The organism is Actinomycetota bacterium (genome assembly GCA_030682655.1).
GTDB lineage: Bacteria > Actinomycetota > Coriobacteriia > Anaerosomatales > JAUXNU01 > JAUXNU01.
The window spans coordinates 1-3,479 of sequence record JAUXNU010000066.1; the positions used below are offsets into that span (position 1 = coordinate 1).

General features: G+C 64.4%; 4 protein-coding genes. 1 reads left to right on the plus strand and 3 read right to left on the minus strand.

Annotation, left to right across the window (positions count from 1 at the left end):
- Positions 1–125: 125 nt before the first annotated feature.
- Positions 126–2,027, minus strand: a complete 1,902-nt coding sequence (gene dnaK, locus Q8K99_04290; protein ID MDP2181772.1) for a molecular chaperone DnaK — start codon at positions 2,025–2,027, stop codon at positions 126–128.
- A gap of 286 nt (positions 2,028–2,313) precedes the next feature.
- Between dnaK and Q8K99_04295 the strand changes: the two genes are divergently transcribed.
- On the plus strand, positions 2,314–2,502 hold the full coding sequence (locus Q8K99_04295) for a 4Fe-4S binding protein (protein ID MDP2181773.1): 189 nt from the start codon (positions 2,314–2,316) through the stop codon (positions 2,500–2,502).
- A gap of 74 nt (positions 2,503–2,576) precedes the next feature.
- On the opposite strand, the gene Q8K99_04300 is transcribed toward Q8K99_04295, so the two are convergent.
- Both Q8K99_04300 and Q8K99_04305 read right to left on the minus strand, forming a co-directional pair.
- Positions 2,577–3,143, minus strand: a complete 567-nt coding sequence (locus tag Q8K99_04300) for a hypothetical protein (GenBank protein ID MDP2181774.1) — start codon at positions 3,141–3,143, stop codon at positions 2,577–2,579.
- A gap of 9 nt (positions 3,144–3,152) precedes the next feature.
- The coding region (locus tag Q8K99_04305) for a GDP-mannose 4,6-dehydratase (GenBank protein MDP2181775.1) at positions 3,153–3,479 on the minus strand (327 nt) is incomplete at its 5' end.

Below are 3,479 nucleotides of genomic sequence, written 5' to 3' on the forward strand. Positions count from 1 at the left end.
TGCGACCGTGTCGGCCCTCAACTCGAACTCCGCACCGAGGTCTTCTTCGAGCTCGGGATCGAGTGGGGATCCGGGGACGCCGCCGGTCGACCCGGCGGCGTCGTCCGGTGTGCGCGCACCCATGGTTACTTCTCCTCGTCGACGACTTCGTAGTCGGCCTCGACGACCTCGTCCTCGGAACCGGCGGCCTCGGTGGTAGCGGACTCGCCGCCCTCGGCCTCCGTCTGAGCGTCCTGGTAGACGATCTCGGCCAACTTGTACGACGCAGTCTGGAGTGCTTCGGTGGCTGTCTTGATGGCGTCGAAGTCATCGCCCTCAAGTGTCTTCCTGAGCGCCTCGGAGGCCTCGTCAACCGCCGACTTGGTCTCCTCGGGCACCTTGTCACCAAGGTCCTTCACGGTCTTCTCCGTGCCGTAGAGCAGGCTGTCGGCGTTGTTGCGTATCTCGGCCTCGTCCTTCTTGCGGCGGTCTTCATCGGCATGGGCGTCCGCGTCTTTCACCATGCGGTCGACCTCTTCGTCCGAGAGCGCGGTCGAGCCTGAGATCGTGATCTTCTGCTCCTGGCCGGTCCCGCGATCCTTCGCCGAGACGTTCACTATGCCGTTCGCATCGATATCGAAGGTGACTTCGACCTGCGGGACACCGCGCGGCGCCGGCGGGATGTTCATGAGGTGGAACTTGCCGAGGGTCTTGTTGTTCCCGGCCATCTCGCGCTCGCCTTGCAGCACGTGGATCTCCACGCTCGTCTGGCCGTCGGCCGCCGTCGTGTAGACCTCGGTCTTGCGCGTCGGAATCGTGGTGTTGCGCTCGATCATGCGCGTCATCACTCCGCCGAGCGTCTCGACACCCAGCGACAGCGGTGTGACGTCGAGCAACAGGATGTCCTTCACGTCGCCCGCGAGCACGCCGCCTTGGATGGCAGCGCCCACCGCGACGACTTCGTCCGGGTTGACACCCATATGCGGGTCCTTGCCGGTAAGGCTCTTCACGAGTTCCTGCACCGCGGGCATGCGGGTGGACCCGCCGACGAGGATGACCTCATCCAGGTCGCCCGTCTTGAGCCCCGCGTCCCTGAGCGCCGACTCGAGCGGCTTCTTGCACCGATCGAGCAGATCCGCCGTGATCTTCTGGAACTCCGCACGTGTGAGCGTGTAGTCGAGGTGCTTCGGACCGCTTGCGTCGGCCGTGATGAACGGCAGGCTCACCTGCGCGGTCTGGGCCTGTGAGAGTTCCATCTTCGCCTCTTCGGCCTTCTCCTTGAGGCGCTGCAGTGCCATCTTGTCCACGCGCAGATCGATGCTGTGGTCGGCCTTGAACTTGTCGGCGAGCCAGTCGATGACGCGCTGATCCCAATCGTCGCCGCCGAGATGGTTGTCACCATTGGTCGACTTGACCTCGAACACGCCGTCGCCGAGTTCGAGTACCGACACGTCGAACGTGCCGCCACCCAAGTCGAAGACGAGTACCGTCTGCTCCTTGCCGCCCTTGTCGAGCCCGTAGGCGAGAGCGGCGGCGGTGGGCTCGTTGATGATGCGCAGGACCTCGAGCCCGGCGATCTTGCCGGCATCCTTGGTCGCTTGGCGCTGCATGTCGTTGAAGTACGCCGGGACCGTGATGACGGCCTGTGTCACGCTCTCTCCCAGATACGCTTCAGCGTCGGCCTTTAGCTTCTGGAGCACCATCGCCGAGATCTCCTCGGGCGTGAAGTGCTTGCCGTCGATGTCCACGTTCGCACGGCCATCCTTGCCCTTCTCGACCTTGAAGGCGACGGTCTTGCGCTCGGACTCGGTCTCCTCGAACTTGCGACCGATGAAACGCTTGATCGACTTGATCGTGTTCTCGGGGTTGGTGACGGCCTGGTTCTTCGCGGCCTTGCCAGCAATTCGCTCGCCGTCCTTGCGGAATGCAACGACCGACGGGGTGGTGCGATCGCCCTCGGCATTGATCATGATCGTGGACTCGCCACCCTCAAGCACGGCCATTGCCGAGTTAGTGGTGCCGAGATCGATACCGATTACCTTGCCCATCTTCAATCTGCTCCTTCCATGCGCGCAACGTCTTCAGTGACGCTGGTGGTCAGGCTCCGGGCGACAGGTAGCCGAATGCTCCCATCGCCTCACGCATCGTAGAGATATGAGTGTGTCTGTGTCAAGTTTCCTGACGCCCGTTGTGTATACCCCGGCTCAGCCGGTGGTAACCGGCCACCTGCAAGAGAATCAACCAGAGAATCAACCCTGCTTGCCCTTTACAGCACCTCACGACCTCGGTACCCTACCGTGCGAACGGCTGACCGCGGCAGACGTGGAGGGACCCATGCCCCGACCCATCATCAACGAAGAGGACTGCTCGGCCTGCGGTATCTGCGTGGACACCTGTCCTGACGACGTGCTCGAGATCGTAGGCGAGACAGCCGAGCCGGTACACGACGAGAATTGCACCGGGTGCGCGAGCTGTATGGAGGAGTGCCCGATGGGCGCGATCGCGGAGATCGAGGAGGACTGAGCCTGACCACAGACGCGCGCTGAATCTGGAAGACGGGCGCGCCGTGCGCGCCCCGTGCACTGCGCACACGTAGTTCAGTAGACCGGCCCGGGTGCTGTGGCTGCTTGGAACTGCTTCCAGACCCGTTTCTTGCGCACCCCATCTGCTAAGGATGCTTCAAGGCCGTCCACGGCGACGAACGTCCTGCCCATCACGTGTTCGGCCGTTCCGAACCGTGACCGAGCGAGGCCCAGCACCGCGGCGAGGTCCTCGGCGGCCTCGGCGTCGAGCGCGATCGCCAGTCCGGGGTCAACGGCCTCGAGCGCGCCTCTGAGTCGTTGCGCCCGCGCTGCAAAATCGATTCCCGACTCGGGACGTGAAAGCATCCGGAACACTCGTGCCGAACCGTGCCCGAGCGCTTCGAGCGCCTTGTCGGCGGCTGCGCCGTCCGCACCCGAGAGCGCCGCGCCGCCTGTGGCTTCGGCAGGTCCAGGAAGTCCTTTCACGAGCATCACCGATGCGAGAACGTCTCCACTCCAAGCTATGACGTCAGAGCCCGGCGCGCGCGAATCGGCGAGCGCAAGCTCCGCGGCCACCTTCGCCTCGTAAAGCGCGCGAATCCCCTCGACGCCCTCATCCGTGTCGGAATCGCGGCCTTCCATCAGGGACAGCTACGCGTTCCGTACGAACCAGCGCCACGTGAGCGCCAGGCCGCTCGAGAGCGGTACGCGCGCGGACCACGCGAACACGTCGCGCGCTTTGCGCGGATCGAGCGCGCTGCGCGCAATGTCGCCTTCGCGCGCCGGCTCGTGGTCGAAATCCCTGAACACGGCGGACGCCGAGCGCAACTCGCCGGCCAGCGTCTCAACGCTCGTCTCGGTTCCGGTTGAGATGTTGTACGCGGGTCCGCGCCCGCCACCATCGCGAAGGCTCGCCTCTGAAGTGAGCGCCTGCATGATGGCTGACACGACATCTCCCACGTAGACGAAATCCCGCGT